Annotated in this window: 19 protein-coding genes; 6 read left to right on the forward strand and 13 right to left on the reverse strand. The window is 74.0% G+C overall.

From position 1 onward, the window contains the following. Positions 1 to 97 precede the first annotated feature (97 nt). Entirely contained in the window at positions 98 to 154 is a 57-nt protein-coding gene (locus ACZ7JA_RS34135; RefSeq protein ID WP_115913573.1) for a trp operon leader peptide, read from the forward strand. Positions 155 to 259: 105 nt separating this feature from the next. Further along, positions 260 to 2,122: an anthranilate synthase family protein gene (locus tag ACZ7JA_RS34140; protein ID WP_470812279.1), complete on the forward strand. Its 1,863-nt coding sequence runs from the start codon at positions 260 to 262 to the stop codon at positions 2,120 to 2,122. Positions 2,123 to 2,185: 63 nt separating this feature from the next. On the opposite strand, the gene ACZ7JA_RS34145 is transcribed toward ACZ7JA_RS34140, so the two are convergent. The 4 genes from ACZ7JA_RS34145 to ACZ7JA_RS34160 all read right to left on the reverse strand — a co-directional run bounded on the left by ACZ7JA_RS34145 (position 2,186) and on the right by ACZ7JA_RS34160 (position 6,010). Continuing rightward, on the reverse strand, positions 2,186 to 3,214 hold the full coding sequence (locus ACZ7JA_RS34145; protein ID WP_389304175.1) for a 6-phosphofructokinase: 1,029 nt from the start codon (positions 3,212 to 3,214) through the stop codon (positions 2,186 to 2,188). Between the two features lie 124 nt (positions 3,215 to 3,338). Continuing rightward, positions 3,339 to 4,016, reverse strand: a complete 678-nt coding sequence (locus tag ACZ7JA_RS34150; protein ID WP_351672723.1) for a response regulator transcription factor — start codon at positions 4,014 to 4,016, stop codon at positions 3,339 to 3,341. Beyond that, positions 4,013 to 5,245: a MacS family sensor histidine kinase gene (gene macS, locus ACZ7JA_RS34155; RefSeq protein ID WP_470812281.1), complete on the reverse strand. Its 1,233-nt coding sequence runs from the start codon at positions 5,243 to 5,245 to the stop codon at positions 4,013 to 4,015. Before macS ends, ACZ7JA_RS34150 begins: the two co-directional genes overlap by 4 nt. 30 nt (positions 5,246 to 5,275) lie before the next feature. After that, a complete protein-coding gene (locus ACZ7JA_RS34160; protein ID WP_351672771.1) occupies positions 5,276 to 6,010 on the reverse strand; it encodes a lysophospholipid acyltransferase family protein in 735 nt (244 codons plus the stop codon). Positions 6,011 to 6,160: 150 nt separating this feature from the next. Between ACZ7JA_RS34160 and ACZ7JA_RS34165 the strand changes: the two genes are divergently transcribed. Then, positions 6,161 to 6,940 (forward strand): alpha/beta hydrolase, encoded by a 780-nt coding sequence (locus ACZ7JA_RS34165; protein ID WP_450750822.1) that lies wholly within the window; start codon positions 6,161 to 6,163, stop codon positions 6,938 to 6,940. Continuing rightward, a complete protein-coding gene (locus ACZ7JA_RS34170; protein ID WP_351672717.1) occupies positions 6,933 to 7,490 on the forward strand; it encodes a hypothetical protein in 558 nt (185 codons plus the stop codon). The genes ACZ7JA_RS34165 and ACZ7JA_RS34170 overlap by 8 nt, the downstream gene beginning before the upstream one ends. Before the next feature lie 21 nt (positions 7,491 to 7,511). Here the strand turns inward: ACZ7JA_RS34170 and ACZ7JA_RS34175 are convergent, their stop codons facing one another. From ACZ7JA_RS34175 to ACZ7JA_RS34200, 6 genes are all read right to left on the reverse strand, one after another. Then, complete coding sequence (locus ACZ7JA_RS34175; protein WP_470812283.1) at positions 7,512 to 8,264, reverse strand: endonuclease/exonuclease/phosphatase family protein; 753 nt, start codon at positions 8,262 to 8,264, stop codon at positions 7,512 to 7,514. 68 nt (positions 8,265 to 8,332) lie between these two features. Next, on the reverse strand, positions 8,333 to 9,286 hold the full coding sequence (locus ACZ7JA_RS34180; protein WP_351672713.1) for an ROK family glucokinase: 954 nt from the start codon (positions 9,284 to 9,286) through the stop codon (positions 8,333 to 8,335). A gap of 66 nt (positions 9,287 to 9,352) precedes the next feature. After that, on the reverse strand, positions 9,353 to 9,844 hold the full coding sequence (locus ACZ7JA_RS34185) for a DUF5304 domain-containing protein (RefSeq protein ID WP_351672711.1): 492 nt from the start codon (positions 9,842 to 9,844) through the stop codon (positions 9,353 to 9,355). A gap of 56 nt (positions 9,845 to 9,900) precedes the next feature. After that, on the reverse strand, positions 9,901 to 11,073 hold the full coding sequence (locus tag ACZ7JA_RS34190; RefSeq protein ID WP_389452153.1) for an ArsA family ATPase: 1,173 nt from the start codon (positions 11,071 to 11,073) through the stop codon (positions 9,901 to 9,903). A gap of 43 nt (positions 11,074 to 11,116) precedes the next feature. Further along, a complete protein-coding gene (locus ACZ7JA_RS34195; RefSeq protein WP_351672707.1) occupies positions 11,117 to 11,560 on the reverse strand; it encodes an SRPBCC family protein in 444 nt (147 codons plus the stop codon). A 127-nt stretch (positions 11,561 to 11,687) separates the two neighbouring features. Beyond that, positions 11,688 to 12,485 carry a metallophosphoesterase family protein gene (locus tag ACZ7JA_RS34200; protein WP_351672705.1) on the reverse strand — a complete coding sequence of 266 codons (798 nt, stop codon included), beginning with the start codon at positions 12,483 to 12,485 and terminating at the stop codon, positions 11,688 to 11,690. Positions 12,486 to 12,792: 307 nt separating this feature from the next. Between ACZ7JA_RS34200 and ACZ7JA_RS34205 the strand changes: the two genes are divergently transcribed. Next, entirely contained in the window at positions 12,793 to 14,589 is a 1,797-nt protein-coding gene (locus tag ACZ7JA_RS34205; RefSeq protein ID WP_389452156.1) for an AMP-dependent synthetase/ligase, read from the forward strand. Positions 14,590 to 14,716: 127 nt separating this feature from the next. On the opposite strand, the gene ACZ7JA_RS34210 is transcribed toward ACZ7JA_RS34205, so the two are convergent. After that, a complete protein-coding gene (locus tag ACZ7JA_RS34210; RefSeq protein ID WP_470812287.1) occupies positions 14,717 to 15,859 on the reverse strand; it encodes a glycosyltransferase family 4 protein in 1,143 nt (380 codons plus the stop codon). Positions 15,860 to 15,942: 83 nt separating this feature from the next. Here ACZ7JA_RS34210 and ACZ7JA_RS34215 point away from each other — a divergent pair, with 83 nt between their 5' ends. Continuing rightward, complete coding sequence (locus ACZ7JA_RS34215) at positions 15,943 to 17,172, forward strand: glycosyltransferase family 87 protein (protein ID WP_351672699.1); 1,230 nt, start codon at positions 15,943 to 15,945, stop codon at positions 17,170 to 17,172. Here the strand turns inward: ACZ7JA_RS34215 and ACZ7JA_RS34220 are convergent. Continuing rightward, positions 17,129 to 18,331, reverse strand: coding sequence for a hypothetical protein (locus ACZ7JA_RS34220; protein ID WP_351672697.1), 1,203 nt, complete (start codon positions 18,329 to 18,331; stop codon positions 17,129 to 17,131). The two genes, ACZ7JA_RS34215 and ACZ7JA_RS34220, sit on opposite strands and share 44 nt — an antisense overlap. 63 nt (positions 18,332 to 18,394) lie before the next feature. After that, positions 18,395 to 19,417, reverse strand: coding sequence for a C40 family peptidase (locus ACZ7JA_RS34225; RefSeq protein WP_389452159.1), 1,023 nt, complete (start codon positions 19,415 to 19,417; stop codon positions 18,395 to 18,397). Positions 19,418 to 19,452: the final 35 nt, after the last annotated feature.

Consider the following 19,452-nt stretch of genomic DNA (forward strand, 5'->3'; position numbering starts at 1 on the left):
CATTACGGGGTCGTGTCGCATGCTCTCGGTCCGGCTCGAAAGGTGAGACGGACGGTTTGCCCCGTGGACGCCGGACCGGTGCGGTAGGGTTCCCGGCATGTTCGCGCTTTCGATCCAGAACTGGTGGTGGACCGCTCATCCGGCGGCCCACTGACTGCGCGTACGCAAGACTTCGCGAAGGCCGCCCGAGGGGCGGCCTTCCGCGTTTCCCGGGGCCGTTCCTCTCCGTCCGACAGACGACCGAGAAGGAGCCCCACCCGTGAACCTGCAGGACCTGTTGTCCGACCACCGCCCCTTCGCCCTGCTGCGCCGGCGCGTCCCGGGCCGGGACGAGCACCCGGTGGAGCTGCTGCTCGGCCCCGTCACCGCCCGGGACAGACTGGCCGACCTGCCCGACGAGGGCCTGGCGCTGGTCCCGTTCCGGCAGATCCGCGAGCGCGGCTTCGACGTCCGGGACGACGGCACACCGCTGCTGGTGCTGACCCCCGAGGAGTCGTACGAGTTCCCGCTCGCCGAGGCCCTGCGGTCGCTGCCCGGCCACGAGGTGAGGGTCGAGGGCGGGGGCTTCGACGTCGGCGACGAGGAGTACGGCGAGATCGTCGGGCGCGTGCTGCGCGAGGAGATCGGCCGGGGCGAGGGCGCCAACTTCGTGATCCGGCGGACGTACGAGGGCGGGATCCTCGGCTTCGGGCGGGCGGACGCGCTGGCCCTGTTCCGGCGGCTGCTGGCGGGCGAGCGGGGCGCGTACTGGACGTTCCTGGTGCACACCCCGGAGCGGACCCTGGTCGGCGCCAGTCCCGAGGTGCACGTGCGGATGTCGGGCGGGACGGTCGTGATGAACCCGATCAGCGGCACGTACCGCTATCCCGCCGGGGGGCCGACGCCCGAGCACCTGCTGGACTTCCTCGCCGACGGCAAGGAGATCGAGGAGCTGTCCATGGTCGTCGACGAGGAACTGAAGATGATGTGCACCGTCGGCGACATGGGCGGGGTGGTCGTCGGGCCGCGTCTGAAGGAGATGGCGCACCTCGCGCACACCGAGTACGAGCTGCGCGGGAAGTCCTCCCTGGACGCGCGGGAGGTGCTGCGGGAGACCATGTTCGCGGCCACGGTCACCGGGTCCCCGGTGCAGAACGCCTGCCGGGTGATCGAGCGGCACGAGACCGGCGGGCGCGGCTACTACGCGGGCGCGCTGGCCCTGCTCGGGCGGGACTCCGGCGGCGCCCAGACGCTGGACTCCCCCATCCTGATCCGCACCGCCGACATCGACGCCGCCGGGCGGCTGCGCGTCGCGGTCGGCGCGACGCTGGTGCGCGGCTCGGACCCGGCGGGCGAGGTGGCGGAGACGCACGCGAAGGCGGCGGGAGTGCTCGCGGCCCTCGGGGTACGGCCGTCCGCGCCGCGCACGGAGGGCGAGCGTCCCCGGCTGGCGGACGACCCCCGGGTGCGGGCCGCGCTGGACGGGCGCCGGGCCTCCCTCGCCCCGTTCTGGCTGCGGATGCAGGAGCGCTCCGGGGCCCTCACGGGGCACGCGCTCGTCGTCGACGGCGAGGACACCTTCACGGCGATGCTGGCGCACGTGCTGCGCTCCGCCGGGCTGGAGGTGACGGTCCGGCGGTACGACGAGCCCGGGCTGCGGCGGACCGTGCTCGCCCACGAGGGCCCGGTGGTGCTGGGCCCGGGCCCGGGCGACCCGGCCGACGCGGCCGACCCGAAGATGCGCGTCCTGCGGGACCTGGCCGCCGCCGTGCTCGGGGAGCACCCGCACGGCGTGCTCGGGGTCTGCCTGGGGCACGAGCTGATCGCGGCGGAGCTGGGGCTCGAGATCGTCCGCAAGGAGGTCCCGTACCAGGGGGCGCAGACCACGATCGACCTGTTCGGGCGGCCGGAGACGGTCGGCTTCTACAACAGCTTCACCGCGCGCTGCGACGACGAGGCCGCCCGGGAGCTGGCCGCGCACCACGTGGAGGTGAGCCGGGCGGCGAACGGGGAGGTGCACGCGCTGCGGGGCCCGGGGTTCGCCGGGGTGCAGTTCCATCCGGAGTCGGTGCTGACCCTCGACGGGGCGGCGGTGGTGCGGGAGCTGATCGGCGGGCTGCGCGGGGTGAGCGCGGCGGGCTGACGGCCGCGGGCGGGGCCCGGGAACCGTGGGCCGGTCCCCGGGCCCGCGGGCCTTGACATGCCGTCAGCCGAAGAACACCCCGGCCTCCTCGTACAGCTTCGGGTCCACGGTCTTCAGCCGGGCCGTGGCCTCGGCGATCGGGACGCGCACGATGTCGGTGCCGCGCAGGGCGACCATCTTGCCGAAGTCGCCGTCGCGCACGCAGTCGACGGCGTGCAGGCCGAAGCGGGTGGCGAGCCAGCGGTCGAAGGCGCTGGGGGTGCCGCCGCGCTGGATGTGCCCGAGCACGGTCGTGCGGGCCTCCTTGCCGGTGCGCTTCTCGATCTCCTTGGCCAGCCACTCGCCGACCCCGGACAGCCGGACGTGCCCGAAGGAGTCCAGCGACTGGTCCTTGAGGACCATCTCGCCGTCCTTGGGCATGGCGCCCTCGGCGACGACGACGATCGGGGCGTACGAGGCCTTGAAGCGGGAGGTGATCCAGGCGCATACCTGGTCGAGGTCGAAGCGCTGCTCGGGGATGAGGATGACGTTGGCGCCGCCGGCCAGTCCGGAGTGCAGGGCGATCCAGCCGGCGTGACGGCCCATCACCTCGCAGACCAGGACCCGCATGTGGGACTCGGCGGTGGTGTGCAGGCGGTCGATGGCCTCGGTGGCGATGCCGACCGCGGTGTCGAAGCCGAAGGTGTAGTCGGTGGCGGACAGGTCGTTGTCGATGGTCTTCGGCACGCCGACGCAGGGCACGCCGTACTCGTCGGAGAGACGGGCGGCGACGCCCAGGGTGTCCTCGCCGCCGATCGCGACGAGCGCGTCGACCTCCTGCTTGGCCAGGTTCTCCTTGATGCGCCGGATGCCGCCCTCCACCTTGAGGGGGTTGGTCCGCGAGGAGCCGAGGACGGTGCCCCCGCGGGGCAGGATGCCGCGCACCGCGGGGATGTCCAGGCGGACCGTGTAGTTCTCCAGCGGCCCCCGCCAGCCGTCCCGGAAGCCGACGAAGTCGTATCCGTACTCCTGCACGCCCTTGCGGACGACGCCCCGGATGACGGCGTTGAGCCCGGGGCAGTCCCCGCCTCCGGTCAGTACTCCCACCCGCATGCCACACGTCCCTTCACCGCGGTTACCTGACGCTCACTCACGGTAATGGTGATGCGTGTCACACGGCGAGAGGCGGGGAGGGCGATTCCGGTGAAATGTCGGGCGATCGTTCGGCCAGGCGGTCTCACTCCTCGTCGAGGCCGCGCTCGATGGCGTACCGCACCAGCTCGACCCGGTTGTGGAGCTGGAGTTTGCCGAGGGTGTTCTGGACGTGGTTCTGGACGGTGCGGTGGGAGATGACGAGGCGTTCGGCGATCTGCTTGTAGCTCAGGCCCTTGGCGACCAGCCGCAGCACCTCGGTCTCCCGCTCGGTCAGCCGGGGCGCCCCGGGTGAGTCGGCGTCCGGGGCGGGGGCGGGCTCGGCGGCCAGGCGCCGGTACTCGCCGAGGACCAGTCCGGCGAGGCCGGGCGTGAACACCGGGTCGCCGACGGCGGTACGGCGCACCGCGTCCAGCAGCTCAGCGGTGGAGGCCGACTTCAGCAGGTAGCCCGTCGCGCCGGACTTCACCGCCTCCAGCACGTCGGCGTGCTCGCCGCTGGCGGAGAGCACCAGGACGCGCAGCGCGGGGTTGTGGGCCACCAGTTCCTTGCACACCGTCACACCGGGCTTGGCGGGCAGGTTGAGGTCCAGCACGAGGACGTCCGGGGCCACGGCCTTGGCGCGGCGGACCGCCTGTTCGCCGTCGCCGGCGGTGGCGACCACCTCGAAGCCGGACTCGGCGAGGTCCCGGGCGACCGCGTCGCGCCACATGGGGTGGTCGTCGACCACCATGACCCTGATCGGACCCTCTGCCTGCGTCATCGCCGCTCCGCCTTCCCCCGCGCCCCAGCGGCGCCCTTCGGTACCTTCAACTCGACTTCCGTGCCCTGTCCGGGCACCGAGATCAGCTCGGCGCTGCCGCCGAGGTCGCGCAGCCGGCCGCGGATCGACTGGGCCACGCCCAGCCTGCCCTCGCCCTCGGCCTGGGCCAGCCGGCCCTCGGGGATGCCGGGGCCGTCGTCCCGCACGGTCACCACGATCTCGTCCGGCTCGTCCTCGACCAGGATCCAGGCACGGGCCTCGGCTCCGGCGTGCTCGCGCACGTTGTCCAGGGCCGCCCCGACCGCCGCCGCCAGCTCCCGCGCGGCCGGCCGCGGCAGTTCGACCGGGGCGCCGGGCTCGGCGAGGCTGGTCCGGGCGCCGGCGTGGGGGGCGAGCAGGGCGCGCAGGTCGACGGGTCCGTCCGGTGCGTCGTCGTACGGCTCGTCGACGGCGCGTACGACGGCCCCGGCCGCGGCGTCCTCCGAGACCCGGGACACCGGCAGCAGACCGCCGGAGACCAGCGTGCGCAGGGCCACCTCCTGCTCGCCGGCCAGCCGCCCCAGCTCCGCGGCCTCGCCGCCGATGACCACGCCGCGCCGCTGCACCATCGCCAGGACCTGGAGCACGCCGTCGTGGATGTCCCGGGCCAGCCGCTCGCGTTCGCGGGTCGCCGCCTCGATCTCCAGGGCGCGGGCGAGGGTGCGCTCGGAGGCGCGGGCGACCTCCACGACGTAGCCGATGGCGATGGAGGCGACCCAGACCAGGATCACGTTGTGCACGGTGTCCCGGGCCGGGCTGCCGCGCTCCACCAGATTGGCGACCGCGACGGCCGTCGAGGCCGCGGCGGCCCAGCGCCAGCCGCCCTTGATGGCGAAGGCCAGCACCGCGCCTGCGGTCCATATCGACGGCAGGGTCGGTCCGCCGCCCGCGATCCGCTCGTGGCTGTCGGCGAGCGGGGTGAGCAGGATGCCGGTGAGCGCGACCGTCAGGTCGGCGGCCAGGAAGCCCCGGGTGCAGCTCGCCGCGTTCGCCACCCTGGGCAGGGTGGCGAGGGTCCACAGGACCAGGACGGCGTAGTAGCCGACGGCGACCCAGGGGCGTACGAAGTGGTCGTACGCGGTGGCGCACAGGCCGATGGCGTACAGCATCGACAGCACGCGGTAGCCGGTGAGCGCGCGCCACAGCGGCAGTTCGACCGACATCCTCATGACCCGCTCGCGCCTGGGCATGGCCCCGCCCCCCGATCCCCCGGTTCCCCGCTAGCTCCCGGTCTGCTTCTTCTCCGCCTTCTCGGCCTCCTTGGCCGCCTTCGCCGCTTCCGCGATCTGCCGCTTGGCGGCGGTCGCGTACATGTCGACGTACTCCTGGCCGGAGAGCTTCATGATCTCGTACATGACCTCGTCGGTCACCGCGCGCAGCACGAACCGGTCGTGCTCCATGCCGTGGTAGCGGCTGAAGTCCAGGGGCTTGCCGATGCGGATGCCCGGGCGCATCAGCTTGGGCATCACCTGGCCGGGCGGCTGGATCTTCTCGGTGTCGATCATCGCGACCGGGATCACCGGCGCGCCGGTGGCGAGCGCCACGCGCGCGAGGCCGCCGGGCTTGCCCCGGTACAGCCGGCCGTCGGGCGAGCGGGTGCCCTCGGGGTAGATCCCGAACAGCTCTCCGCGCTCCAGCACCTCTATCCCGCTCCTGATCGCCGCCTCGCCGGCGCCGCGCGCCCCGGAACGGTCCACCGGGAGCTGTCCGACGCCCTTGAAGAACGCCGCGGTGAGGCGGCCCTTGACGCCGGGGGTGGTGAAGTACTCGGCCTTCGCGATGAAGGTGACCTTGCGGTCGAGGACCGCGGGCAGGAAGAACGAGTCCGAGAACGAGAGGTGATTGCTCGCCAGGATGGCGGCGCCCTCGGGCGGAATGTTCTCCAGTCCCTCCACCCAGGGCCTGAAGGCGACCTTCAGCGGCCCTCCGATGGCGACCTTCATCGTGCCGTACAACACCCGCGTGCCTCCTGTTTCCGACGGTCAGACCATAACCCGGAGTGCCGCCAATGGGCCCGACGACCCTGGTCGGTGTCAGTGCGGTCGCGTACGGTGAACCACATCCGCCAGTTCTTCACGCCTTTCTCAGGAACAGGAGCCCGAAAGGTGCCGGTTCTTCCCGGAGCCGAGCCGTACCGCCACGAGGGCGGGGAGGTGGGTCTCCTCCTCTGTCACGGCTTCACCGGCTCGCCCCAGTCGCTGCGCCCCTGGGCGGAGCACCACGCGGCACACGGTCTGACCGTGTCGCTGCCGCTGCTGCCCGGGCACGGCACCCGCTGGGAGGACCTGCAGGTCACCGGCTGGCAGGACTGGTACGCGGAGGTGGACCGCGAGCTGCGGCTGCTGGCCGGCCGCTGCTCGCGGGTGTTCGTCGGCGGCCTCTCCATGGGCGCGGCGCTGGCGCTGCGGCTCGCCGCGAAGCACGGTGACGAGGTCGCGGGCGTGGTGGCCGTCAACCCGGTGAACCGGGTGCACGGGCTGTCGGCGCACGCCCTCCCGGTGGCCCGGCACGCGGTGCGCACGACGAGGGGCGTCACCGGTGACATCGCCAAGGAAGGCGTCACTGAGCTGGGTTACGACCGGGTTCCGCTGCACGCGGCGCACTCCCTGCGGGGGTTCCTGCGCCGGCTGGACGGCGAGCTGCCCCAGGTGACCCAGCCGCTGCTGCTGCTGCGCGGCGCCCACGACCACGTGGTCCCGGCGGCCGACGCGGCGCGCGTGCTGAGCCGGGTGTCCTCCAGGGACGTCACCGAGATCGTGCTGGAACAGAGCCGCCATGTGGCGACGTTGGACTACGACGCGGACCGGATCTTCGAGGAGAGCCTCGCCTTCATCGGCCGGCTCGCACCCATGACCGGCAAGGAAGGGACGGCCGCAGTTGGCTGAGCACGACTCCGACCGCGGGGATCGCGAACCGGACGAGAAGGGGGTCCCCCTCGACGAGGAGGCCGCCTGGCAGGCGATCGTCGCGGGTTACGGCGCCGAGCCGCCGGACCCGCCGGGCGCCCGGCCCTACAAGCCGGTCGAGGATCTCGCGCTGCTCGAGAAGGAACCCGCCGGCGAGGACGCCGAGGAAAGCGAGCCGCGGCCCGACCGGCCGGTGGGCAGCTCGGTCTCGTTCGCGCCCGGGGTGGGGCCGCGCGACTACCGTGTGGCCGAGCCCTCCGACGACGACCTCGGCGAGGACGACGAGGGCCACTTCGTGCCGCCGGAGCCGCCTCCGCTGCCGACCGCCGACACGACCGCCAGGTTCGCCTGGCTGGGGGTGGTCGGCGGACCGGTCCTGCTCCTGCTCGCCGTGCTGCTCGGCTGGGAGATGACCTGGTACCTGGCGACCCTGGGCATCGGCGGGTTCCTCGGCGGCTTCGTGACGCTGGTGGCGCGGATGCGGACGGACGAGGACGGGGACGACCCGGGGCGCGGGGCCGTGGTCTGACCGCCGGCCCGCCGGCCCGCGCTAGGCCGCCGGGATCCTGAGGGCGGCCAGGACCGGGAGGTGGTCCGTGGCCCTCCGCAGATCGGCCTCGCGCACGCCCGGCAGGCCGAGCGGCACCCCGCAGCCGAGGACCTCGACGCCCTCGGTGGCGAAGACGGCGTCGATGCGCTGGTGGGGGCCGGCGGCGGGGGAGGTGAACTCGCCGCCCCACGGGCTCACGGCCCGGCAGTCCCGCAGGGCGGCGGCGAGGCGGCGGAAGGTGCGGCCGTCGGGGCGCTCGTTGAGGTCGCCGCCCGCCACGGCGTGCTCCACGCCCAGCGCGGCCAGGCGGTCGAGGAGCATCCCGCCCTGCTCGTACCGCTCGTCCTGGCGCAGGCTCAGATGGCAGCTCAGGACGCCGAGGCGGGCGTCGCCGAACCGGACGACGGCCGTGGCGAAACCCCGCCGGTGCAGACCCGGGGTGAGCGGCAGGAGCACGTCCTGCGTGCGCTCGACCGTGGCCCGCAGCGAGCACAGGATCGCCGGGCCCGCCGCCGTCGCGCCCCCGGTGAGGACGGTCAGGCCGGAGGCCGCCGCGAGCCGGGCCAGCTTCTTGCGCCAGCGGAAGAAGCGCGGGGCCTCCTGGACGAGGACCAGGTCGGGGGCGCAGGCGGTGATCACCCGGGCGAGCGCGTCGGTGTCGTCGCGCAGCGAGCGGACGTTGTAGGCGAGGACCCGGATGACGGCGGAACCGTCCGGTTCGGTGCGGGAGTTGGGGAGCGTCGGGGTTGCCATGACGATCAACATACGACGATGCCCGCCGTCCGGGGACCGGACTCGGCGGGCACTGTCGTACGGGCTCGTCACATGATCGGGTCGGGCTCCCGGGCCAGGTCGGCGGCGCCGACCAGGCCCGCCTTGTTGCCGAGCTGGGCGGCGATCACATCGGCGACCGGGCGCCAGTTGCCGCCCACCAGCCACCGCTTGTAGGACTTGCGGATCGGGTCCAGGACCAGGTCGCCCTCGTCGGAGAGGCCGCCGCCGACGATGAACGCGGAGGGGTCGAAGAGGGAGGCGAGGTCGGCGAGACCGGCGCCGGCCCAGCGGGCCAGCTCGCGGTAGGAGTCGACGGCGACCGGGTCGCCCTGGCGGGCGGCCATGGAGATGTGCTTGCCCTCGATGCCGTCGGGGGTGCCGTCGCCCAGGGAGAGCAGCACCTCGGCGCGCTCCGGGGTGGCGTTGGCGCGCTGCTTGGCGTAGCGCACCAGGGCGCGGCCGGAGGCGTACTGCTCCCAGCAGCCCTGCGAGCCGCAGCCGCACAGCAGGCCGTCCGGCACCATCCGGATGTGGCCGAACTCGGCGGCCACGCCGAAGTGGCCGCGGCGCAGCTTGTTGCCGATGATGATGCCGCCGCCGAGGCCGGTGCCGAGCGTGATGCAGATGACGTTGCGGTGGCCCTTGCCGGCGCCGAACTTGTACTCGCCCCAGGCCGCCGCGTTGGCGTCGTTCTCGACCACGACGGGGAGGCCCACGCGGGCCTCGACCTTCTCCTTGAGCGGCTCGTTGCGCCAGTCGATGTTGGGCGCGAAGTAGACCGTCGAGCGCTGCCGGTTCACGTACCCGGCCGCACCGATGCCCACGCCGACGATCTCGTGCCCGGCACGCGCGCCCTCCACCGCCGAGGCGATGGCGTCCACGATGGCCTCGGGCGTGGTGGGGGTCGGCACCTTGAAGGTCGAGAGGATGTTGCCTTCCTCGTCGACCACGCCGGCCGCGATCTTGGTGCCGCCGATGTCGACGCCGATGGTGAGTCCCATGAATCCCTCAGTTCGGTCGAGCCCCGCTACGGCCAACCGTACCCGAGGCCCCGCCGTGGGAGGGCTTCAGTCCAGGTCGATGCGCTCCCCCGGACCGCCGTCCTCGTCCGGGCCGGGGCCGTCGGGCCACTCGTCCTTCGCGCCGGCCGAGCCGGAGGTCCAGCGGCGCTCCTGGTTCTGGACGGCCGACCGGTAGGCGGCGAGCAGCTCGTTGCCGGCGGCCGCGAGGTGGTCGAACACGTCCGGGTTGCGTTCGAGGACGGGCTCCACGGCGGCCTTCGCCTGCTGGACGACCTGGCGCACCGCCTGCTGGGCGGCGGGTCCGGCGAGGCCCCCGAGGAGAGGGGACTGCAGGCCGGACAGCTTGTCGGCCACGGTGTCCACGAGCCTGCGCAGTTCCTCGGCGGCGGAGCCGGGAGGCGGGCCCTGCTCGAAGCGGCGGCGGGCCTGCTCGGCGGCGAGGTCCTCGGCGCAGGCCGTGGACCAGGCGTCGGCGTCGGCCGCCCCTTCTTCGTGGACCTCCGCGGCGGGATCGGGTGCGGGACGCTCTTCGCTCATGGCGGACTCCTGACTACGGTTCGCCCCTACGACGTTACCCGAACGGCCTACCCGGTTCACCGGCCCGCGCCGGGCCACAGCCCGGGGTCGGGGGCGAACCGGACGCGCAGCTCGCCCTCGCGCAGCCCGGCGCCGGCGACGGTGCAGCGGCGCAGGGCGGAGGGCAGCGGAACGATCCGCCGGAAGGGGCCCGCGGTCACCACGAGTTCGTCGCCGCGGCGGATCAGGTCCAGGTCGTCCCGGACGGCTCCGGGCAGCGGGATGTGCCAGACCAGCACCCCGTCGGCGGCGAGGGCGTCGGTGACGGGCCACTCGACCGGGGCGGGCGCCGGGTTGACGCCGGGCACGGCGAGGGCGTCGAGGTCGTCGGCGCCGTGCGGGTCGCGGCCGAGGTGCGGGACGCGGTGGACGTCGTGCTCCGTCTGCCACTCCGCGAGTGTCTTGAGCTGCTGGGCGAGGAGTCCGGCGAGCCAGGTGTCGGGCACGGTGTCGGGCAGCACCCGGTTGGCGACCACGGACTCCAGGCGCAGGCCGCGCAGGGCGAGGCCGAGGCCGGCGGCGCGTACGGCGTCGGCGCCGGCCGGGCCCGGTTCGGCGACCAGGCGTACGGAGGTGTGCCGGTCGGTGAGCACCGCGTCCACGGCGGCCAGTTCCATGTCCCAGCGGGCCGCCGTCTCGTACAGCCACTCGGCGGGCATGGGCACGCCGGCCAGCCGGCCGAGGACCGGGCGCAGGGCGCGGGCCGCCTGCCGCTCGGGGGGCAGCAGCCGGCGCAGGTAGCGGCGCAGTTCCTCGGGGAGGGCGAGCAGGGGCAGGGCCTGCGGGAGCGGCGGCAGGTCGACGACGAGGAGGTCGTAGCGCTCGGAGAGGGCGGCGTCCCGCAGGGCCCGCAGGAAGGAGAGTTCCTGGGCGCCGGGCAGCGGGGTGACCTCCTCGGCGTCCAGCCGGGCGGCGCCGAGGAGGTTCAGGACGTTCGCGGCCCGGGACTGGAAGGCGGTGAGGTCCTGCCGGAACCGGTCGGCCGCGTCGGGCCGCCAGACGGTGAGGTTCTCGGCGGCCCCGGCGGGGGCCGGTCCCGTCCCGGTGCCCAGCGCCGCGCCGAGGGTGTCGGTGTGGTCGGCGCCGAGCAGCAGGGTGCGGGTGCCGGCGGCCGCGGCGCGCTGTGCGGTGGCGGCGGCGATGGTCGTACGGCCGCTGCCGCCCGGGCCCGTGATCAGGAGGGTGCGCATGAGGCTGAACGGTAACGGAGTGCGCGGGCTCCGGACGGGGTGACTACTTCTCCCCCGACTCCACGCGCTTCTTCAGACCCGCCAGGGCGCGGTCGATGATGACCTTCTCGGCCTTGCGCTTGATCATGCCGAGCATGGGGATCTTGACGTCCACCGTCAGCAGGTAGGTCACCTCGGTGGCGCCCGGTCCCGTCGGCTTGAGGATGTACGAGCCGTCGAGTGAGCGGAGCATCTGGGACTTGACCAGGGTCCAGGAGACCTCGTTCTCGCCGGTCCACGTGTAGGCCAGCGTCTGGTCGTCCTTGATGGCGCCGGCGTCCATGACGAGGCGGACCTGCTGGGCGCGGCCCCGTTCGTCGGCCGCCAGCACCTCGGCCTCCTTGACCTCGCCGGTCCAGTCCGGGTAGCGGGCGAAGTCGGCGATCACCGCCATGACGTCGGCCGGAGCCGCCTCGATCGTGATGCTCGAACTGGTGTGTTCCGCCATCGCCGTGGCTCCTCCAGATACGGACCGAAGAGACTCTTGCCGTGCGCGGGCCGCGCACGTGTGTGCAGCGTGAAGGCTACCGCGCCCCCGACCTGCCGCCTTCACCCCGTCCGCGTCGGCGTTCCGATCACCATTCCAGCGCCCACGGCCGGCCGGTGCCCGCGAAGTGCCCCACGTTCACGCACTCGGTCGCGCCGATCCGCATCCGGCGCACCAGCGGCTGGTGGACGTGCCCGAACAGGGCGAAGCGCGGCCTGGTGCGGCGGATGGCGTCCAGCAGCGCCCGGCTCCCCCGCTCGAAGCGGCGGGCGACCGTGTCGTAGACCAGTTCGGGCACCTCGGGCGGGATGTGGGTGCACAGCACGTCCACCTCGCCGACCGCCTCGATCTTCGCCGCGTACTCCTCGTCGTCGATCTCGTACGGCGTACGCATCGGCGTGCGCAGTCCGCCGCCGACGAAGCCGAAGGTCCGGCCGCCGATCTCCACCCGCTCGCCGTCCAGCACGGTGGTGCCGGGCCGGGCGTACTCCCGCCACAGGGGCGGCATGTCGACATTGCCGTAGGTGGCGTACGTCGGTGTGGGGAACGCGGCGAACAGCTCGGCGTACTGCTTGCGCACCGCGCGCTCGATCGCGGCGGCCCGGTCGGCGCCGATCCCGGACCACAGCCGGGCGCCGAAGGCCCGGGCCTCCTCGAACCGGCGGGCGGTGCGCAGTTCCACGATCCGGTCCGCGTTCTCCTCGCCGAACAGGTCGGGGAAGATCCCGCGCGAGTGGTCGGCGTAGTCGAGGAAGAGGACGAGGTCGCCCAGGCAGATCAGGGCGTCCGCACCCTCGCCGGCGCGGGCGAGATCGCGGGCGTTGCCGTGCACGTCGCTGACCACGTGGACCCGTGTCCTGCGGCCGCCGGTCGGTGTGGGTGCCATGGCGATCAAGCGTAGGCGGCGCGCGGCCCTTGTGAACAGTGCCGGTCCGGCCTGCGGTTACTCGCCGGTCGGTTGTGCCGTGGACTACTGTGCGCGAAGGAACGCCAACCTGTGTGACGCAGCGAACATCTCACCGGGACCCCCTGTCGTAGAAGCCATACCGGCGGGTAACGTCCGGGCCGTCCAGTCGTGCTCAGGATTTCAACATGTGAATCCGCATGTGATCTCCGGAGCACTCCCGAGCCTTGGACCGCACCGTCGCATCACACAGAGTCGTGGCGCCGGCGCCCTATGAGGAGCAGCAGTCTTGCGCGAGTTCAGCCTTCCGGCTTTGTACGAGGTCCCTGCCGACGGCAACCTGACCGACATCGTCCGCAGAAACGCCGCGCAGCATCCCGACGTCGCCGTCATCGCCCGCAAGGTGGGCGGCGTCTGGCAGGACGTGACGGCGACCCGGTTCCTCGCCGAGGTGCACACCGCCGCCAAGGGCCTCATCGCCGCCGGAGTGCAGCCGGGCGACCGGGTGGGGCTGATGTCCCGCACCCGGTACGAGTGGACGCTGATGGACTTCGCGATCTGGAGCGCGGGCGCGGTGACCGTGCCGGTGTACGAGACCAGTTCGCCGGAGCAGGTGCAGTGGATCCTGTCCGACTCGGGCGCGACCGCCTGTGTCGTGGAGCTGGACGGCCACGCCGAGGCCGTGGAGTCGGTGCGGGCCTCGCTGCCCGCGCTGAAGCACGTCTGGCAGATCGAGGCCGGCGGCCTGGAGGAACTGGCCCGGCTCGGCCAGGGCGTCGCGGACGCGACCGTGGAGGAGCGCAGCTCGCTCGCCCGGGCCGACGACCCGGCGACCATCGTCTACACCTCCGGCACGACGGGCCGCCCCAAGGGCTGTGTGCTCACCCACCGGAGCTTCTTCGCCGAGTGCGGCAACATCGTCGAGCGGCTGCGTCCGCTGTTCCGCACCGGCGAGTGCTCGGTGCTGCTCTTCCTGCCGCTCGCGCACGTCTTCGGCCGGCTGGTGCAGATCGCCCCGATGATGGCGCCGATCAAGCTGGGCTGCGTCCCGGACATCAAGAACCTCACCGACGAACTGGCCGCGTTCCGGCCGACCCTGGTCCTCGGCGTGCCCCGGGTCTTCGAGAAGGTCTACAACACGGCCCGCGCCAAGGCGCAGGCGGACGGCAAGGGCGCGATCTTCGACAAGGCGGCCGACACCGCGATCGCCTACAGCAAGGCGCTGGACGCCCCCTCGGGCCCGTCCCTCGGCCTGAAGATCAAGCACAAGGTCTTCGACCGGCTGGTCTACGGCAAGCTGCGCGCGGTCCTCGGCGGCCGCGGCGAGTACGCGATCTCCGGCGGCGCCCCGCTGGGCGAGCGGCTCGGCCACTTCTTCCGGGGCATCGGCTTCACGGTGCTGGAGGGCTACGGCCTGACCGAGTCCTGCGCGGCCACCGCGTTCAACCCCTGGGACCGGCAGAAGATCGGCACGGTCGGCCAGCCGCTGCCCGGCTCGGTGGTCCGGATAGCGGACGACGGCGAGGTGCTGCTGCACGGCGAGCACCTGTTCAAGGAGTACTGGAACAACCCGGGCGCGACCGCCGAGGCGCTGGCGGACGGCTGGTTCCACACCGGTGACATAGGCACCCTCGACGAGGACGGCTATCTGCGGATCACCGGCCGCAAGAAGGAGATCATCGTCACGGCGGGCGGCAAGAACGTGGCCCCGGCCGTGATAGAGGACCGCATCCGGGCGCACGCGCTGGTCGCCGAGTGCATGGTGGTGGGCGACGGGCGGCCGTTCGTCGGCGCGCTGGTCACCATCGACGAGGAGTTCCTGGGCCGCTGGGCCGCGGAGCACGGCAAGCCGGCCGGCTGCACCGCGGCGTCGCTGAGCGAGGACCCGGACCTGCGGGCGGCGATCCAGGCGGCGATCGACGACGGCAACGCCGCGGTGTCGAAGGCCGAGTCGGTGCGCAAGTTCCGCATCCTGCCCGCCCAGTTCACCGAGGAGTCGGGCCACCTCACCCCGTCGCTGAAGCTGAAGCGGAACGTGGTGGCGAAGGACTACGCGGACGAGATCGAGGCGATCTACGCGAAGTAGACCGCCTGCTGAACGAGCGTCACGGCGCGGGTCCTCCTGTGAGGGCCCGCGCCGTGCGTGGTGGTTGGGGAAAGCCCGCGCGTGCGCGGTGGTCCGGTAAGGGCCCGCGCCGTGCGCGGCGGTTCGGCTAGAGCAGCGCCTTGAGCCGCTCCGCGAGCAGGTCCCAGCGCCACTTCTCCTCGACCCACTGGCGGCCGCGCTCGCCCATCCGGCGGCGCAGCCCCGCGTCGCCGAGCAAAGCGGTGATCCGCTCGGCCGCCTCGGCGGGCTCGCCGCCCCGGACGACCCAGCCGGTCTCGCCGTCCAGCACCGCGTCGGGCGCGCCGCCCGAGTCGCCGGCGACGACCGGCAGCCCGGTGGCGGAGGCCTCCAGGTAGACGATGCCGAGCCCCTCCACGTCCAGTCCGCCGCGCCGGGTGCGGCACGGCATGGCGAAGACGTCGCCCGCGCCGTAGTGCGCGGGCAGCTCGGCCCAGGGCACGGCGCCGGTGAAGCGGACCGAGGCCTCCACGCCGGTCTCCCGGGCCAGCCGCCGCAGGTCCCGCTCGTAGGGCCCGCCGCCGACGATCAGCAGCACGGCGTCCGGCTCGGCGGCCAGGATCCGGGGCATGGCCTGGATGAGGGTGTCCTGGCCCTTGCGCGGCACCAGCCGCGAGACGCACACCACCACCGGCCGCTCGGTGAGCCCGAGCCGCGCCCGCACCTCGTCACCGCCGGAGTCCGGGTGGAAGGTCTTCTCGTCGACCCCGGGCGGCAGCTGCGTCATGCGCCGGGCCGCGTCCTCGGTGAGGGCGGCGGCGATCCGGGAGCGGGTGTACTCGCCGAGGTAGGTGAGGGTGTCCGTGGACTCGCCGATGCGGCGCAGGAGCTGCCGGGCGGCGGGCAGCTGGGCCCAGCCCGCCTCGTGCCCGTGGGTGGTCGCCACCAGCCGCCGGGCGCCCGCCTTCGTGAGGGCCGGCGCCATCAGGCCGAGCGGCGCCGCCGCCCCGAACCACACCGAGGTGCAGCCGTGCTCCCGCAGCAGCCCGGCCGCCCGCCGGGTCGCCCCGGGCGTCGGCAGCAGCATGGTCGTACGGTCGCGTACGACGGTGAAGGGCTGCTCCTCGTCGAAGGCGGCCGTGGCTCGGGCGCCTTCCTCGCCGCGCTTCCAGGTGGAGGCGTGGACGACGAGCCGCTCGGGGTCCAGCCGGAGGGCCATGTTGTGCAGGAAGGCCTGGATGCCGCCCGGCCGGGGCGGGAAGTCGTTGGTCACGATGAGGGTCTTGTGCATCGCCGCCGACCCTACCGCGCGCCCGCGGCCCGCTGGGGAATCATGGTTCCCTGACCCTGGACGGCGGACGGACGGGAGCGCGGGTGAAGAGGACGGGCGGGTGGCCGGCGGCGCTGCCGTGGACCTGGTGCGCCACCCGGCTGGCGCTGCTGCTGCTGGTCTTCCGGGTGGTCTCCCTGCCCGGCGCGGACGTCACCACCGATGTGTCGGTGATCTACCAGGGCTGGTCCGAGGTGCTGCGCCAGGGCTCGTTCCCGCTGAACGACGTGACCTGGCAGTACCCGCCCGCGGCCGCGCTGGCGATCCTGTCCCCCGCCCTGCTGCCGTTCCTCGGCTACGCGCCCGCCTTCTTCGTGCTGACCTGCCTCGCCGACCTGGCCGTGTCCGGGCTGCTGGCGTACGCCGGCCGGCGGCCCGGGCGGTCGTCGCGCGGCGCGTGGATCTGGGTGGCGGGCCTGCCGCTGCTCGGCCCGACGGCGTACGCCCGGTACGACCTGATGGTGACGGCGGTGGCCGTGGCGGCGCTGCTCGCCGGGACCCGCCACCCGCGGGTGCTGGGCGCGCTGGCGGCGTTCGGGGCGCTGCTGAAGGTGTGGCCCGTACTGCTGCTGGTGGGCGCCACCCGGCTGCGGGCGTGGCTCTCGGCGGCGGTGACCGCGGGCGGGGGCGCGGCGCTGTTCGCGGTGACGATGCCGGGCGCCTTCGCCTTCCTGGCCTTCCAGCGGGACCGGGGCACCGAGGTGGAGTCGCTGGGCGGCCTGGTCCTCCATGTGGCCCGGCGCTTCGGCTGGCCGGGCGAAGTGGTGCTGAACTACGGCTCGGTGGAGTTCCTCGGCCCGTACGCCGGGCTGATCGGCAAGGCCGCGGTGGCGCTGAGCGCCGGCGCCCTGTGCTGGCTGCTGCTGTGGCGGCTGCGGGCGGTCCGGTTCGAGCCGCACACACTCGCCGACGCGGCCTTCACCGCGGTGCTGCTCCTCACCGTCACCAGCCGGGTGCTCAGCCCGCAGTACCTGGTGTGGCTGATCGGGCTGGCCGCCGTCTGCGGGTGCTTCCCGGCGAGCCGGACGGGCCGGCCCGCCGCCCTGGTCCTGGCGGCCGCCCTCGTCACGCTGCTGGAGTTCCCCGTCGGCTTCGTCCACGTCATCCAGAGCGACGCCTACGGCGTGGCCCTGCTCCTGCTGCGCAACGCCCTGCTCGTCACCGCGGCCCTCTCGGCGGCCCGCACCCTGTGGCGGTCCACCGTCCCGGCGGGCGCCGCGCCGGTGCCGGTCAGCCCAGCTGATCCCGCACGTAGTCGCGCCACTGGGCGGTGAACGCCTTCGGGGTGGTGCCGAGGGTCTTGCGCAGGGCCTCGTCGAGGGCGCCGGCGCGCTCGCCGTGGGCGCCCACGGCACGGTAGAAGGCGCCGAGGCGGCTCTCGCCCCAGTGGGCGGCGATCATCCGGCAGGCCAGCCAGCCGCCCTCGTAGGCCTGCGCGAGGCGGTCGGGGTCGCCGCTGAAGGCGAAGTCGCCGTCGGTGGGCAGGGCGGCCGGCACCTTGCCGTCCCGGACCGCGCGGCTCAGTTCCGGAGCGGCCTCGGCCGGTGTGCGGCCGGTGCCGAGGTAGCCGATCCAGTCGGCGTAGCCCTCGGAAAGCCAGAGCGGGGTGGCGGCGGTGGTGTGCGCCCGGGTGGCCACATGGGTGGTCTCGTGCGTGAGCACCACCTGCTTGCCGGTCTCCCCCAGCACCGCGTACGCCTCCGGGTTCACCACCACGCGGTCCGCAGGCGCGCTCCCCGGGCTGCCGGCCTCGCCGGTGGTGACCGCGGCGATGCCCCGGTAGCCGGAGGCGGGCGAGCCGAGGAGTCCCGCCATGCCCTCCAGGCTGCGCGGGACCAGGACGACGAGCCGCCGGGGCCAGGACGTCCCCCACGCCGCGGAGACGGCCGGTACGGCGCGGTCGGCGAGCCGGGCGTAGCGGCGCAGCTCGGCGGCGCCCTGGCCGGTTCCGAGGACCAGGCTGCGGGCGCCCCTGACGGCGGTGACCGGGCCCTGGTCCCAGAGCTGCTGACCGGACTTCCCAGCGGGCCGGTCGCCGGTGACGTACCACCGGGCGCCGTCGGCGCGGCGCAGGGTGAGGGTGCGGCGGACGCTGACCGGAGCCCGGTCGTAGCCGGCGACCCGGTAGCGCAGCTCGGCGTCGGCGGTGGCGCCGCCGCCGCGGCGGCGCAGGTCCGTCACCCGGTACGCCCAGGAGGCCAGGGGGAGCGCGCGCAGCCGGACGTAGGCGGTGCGGGCGCCGGTCGCGCCGAAGGCCTTCTCGTCGTGCCCGAGCAGGGCCGCCGACCGCTTGTCGAGGACCCGCTGCACCTCGGCGGTGACCGGGTCGGCGGCCGTCCGTCCGGCGCACCCGGCCAGGGGTGGCAGGAGCAGCAGGCAGAGCCCCGCCGCCGCGGCGCGCCACGTCCGCCGGGCCCGTCCACGAACAGTCACCCGCCGATCGTACGGCGCGTGACACGGGGTGCGTCCCACGGATCGGGCCGGGGCCCCGGAGGGTCAGGGCCGGGTGACGGAGGAGATCGGCATCATGCCGACCGGGTCGTAGCGCACCGGCGCGCCCGGGTAGGGCGCGTGGATCACCCGGCCGTCGCCGACGTACATCCCCACGTGGCTGGCGTCGGAGCGGTAGACGACCAGGTCGCCGGGGCGCATCTGGGACAGCGGGATCTGCCGGCCGGCGTGCCGCTGGTCCTGGGAGGTGCGCGGCAGATGGACGCCGGCCCGGGCGTACGACCACTGCATCAGGCCCGAGCAGTCGAAGCCGGAGGGGCCGCTGGCGCCCCACACGTAGGGGCGGCCGAGGGCGGAGCGGGCGGCGGCGACGGCGGCCGCGGCGCGGGCGTCGGGGGCGACGGCGCCGGCCAGGTCCGGCAGTCCGGGCAGATCGGCGCGGCCGGCGCGGGAGGCGCGGTCGTAGGCGGCGCGTTCGGCGGCGGGCAGGGAGTTGAGCAGCTGCCGGGCCCGGGCGAGCTTGCGCTCCACGATCCGCTTGTGGGTGCCGACGGCCTTGCGGCTGCGCTCCAGCTCGGCGAGCTTCCCGGCGGCCTCGGCCCGCTCCTGGGCGAGTCGCCGCATCTCGCCGCGCAACTCCCGGAGCTGTCCGGCCTGCTGGACGCCGATGCGGTCGAGGGTGGCGGCCCGGTCGAGGTAGTCGTCCGGGTCGTCGGACAGGAGGAGGGCGACGGCCGGGTCGAGGCCGCCGGAGCGGTACTGGGCGCCGGCCAGCGAACCCAGCCGCTCCCGCATGGTGTTGACACGCTGCTGCCGGCGCGCGATGTGCTCCTGCGCGTCCCGGACCTCGCGGCGCAGCGCGTCGGCCCGCTCGTCGGCCTTGTCGTAGGCCTGGGTCGCCTTCTCCGCCTCCTCGTAGAGGCGGTCCACCTCGGCACGGGTGTCGTGGTGCGGCGCCGCGCCGGCCGGTGCGGCCCCGAGGGCGGCGGCAGCGGCCGACAGCGCGCACAGGGCGACCGAGGCGCCCCGGTCGAACCCGGACGGTGCGAGACGGCGATGGGAACCCACGGCGGTCCTTCTGCTGGCGGACAGGAGCGGTCTCT

Source organism: Streptomyces sp. NPDC038135 (assembly GCF_055601245.1).